Genomic DNA, 549 nt, shown 5'->3' on the forward strand with positions numbered 1-549 from the left:
TGCTTCAATTTTCTTACGCTCTGCTTCCAGTTTTTCTCGCTGTAGCCTAAATTTCATCCCTTCAGCTTCTTGTTGTTGAGCTTGTTTATTTTCAATGGCTCGGCGGATTGATTCGGGAGGCAATATTTCCTTTAGCATTATCGACTCAATAATCACCCCTCTTGATTCTAATTCTTGTATTAATGATTTTTGAATATTAGCAGCTATTTCGTTCCTGTCTCCTGAGAAGAACTGATCTGCATTATAATTACTTGTTATCTGGCGAATGCTTGAGCGGATGTGAGGTTCTATTAGTTTATCGAAGTAATCAACGCCTACGCTGTTATAAATATCACCAATTTTAGATTTATTAAGATGGTAGTTAACCGACGTTTTAAGAGTCAGATTAAGCATTTCTTTACTTGGTATCACACCTTCTTCGTCAGCTTTTTGCGTACGTAAATCGAACTTAACTACCCGAGTGAATGGGTTTTTAAAATGAATTCCTGGATCAAGAATGCCAGTCTGGACACGCCCAAAAAGAACCGGTACCCCTACATAACCGGCTGG

The 549-nt window shown here is 38.8% G+C and carries 1 protein-coding gene; it reads right to left on the reverse strand.

All coding sequences use genetic code 11. The features are described 5' to 3' along the window. The coding region (locus Ldro_RS14760) for a prohibitin family protein (protein WP_193786657.1) at positions 1–549 on the reverse strand (549 nt) is incomplete at both ends.

It is taken from the genome of Legionella drozanskii LLAP-1 (assembly GCF_001467585.1).
GTDB classification, from domain to species: Bacteria; Pseudomonadota; Gammaproteobacteria; order Legionellales; family Legionellaceae; genus Tatlockia; species Tatlockia drozanskii.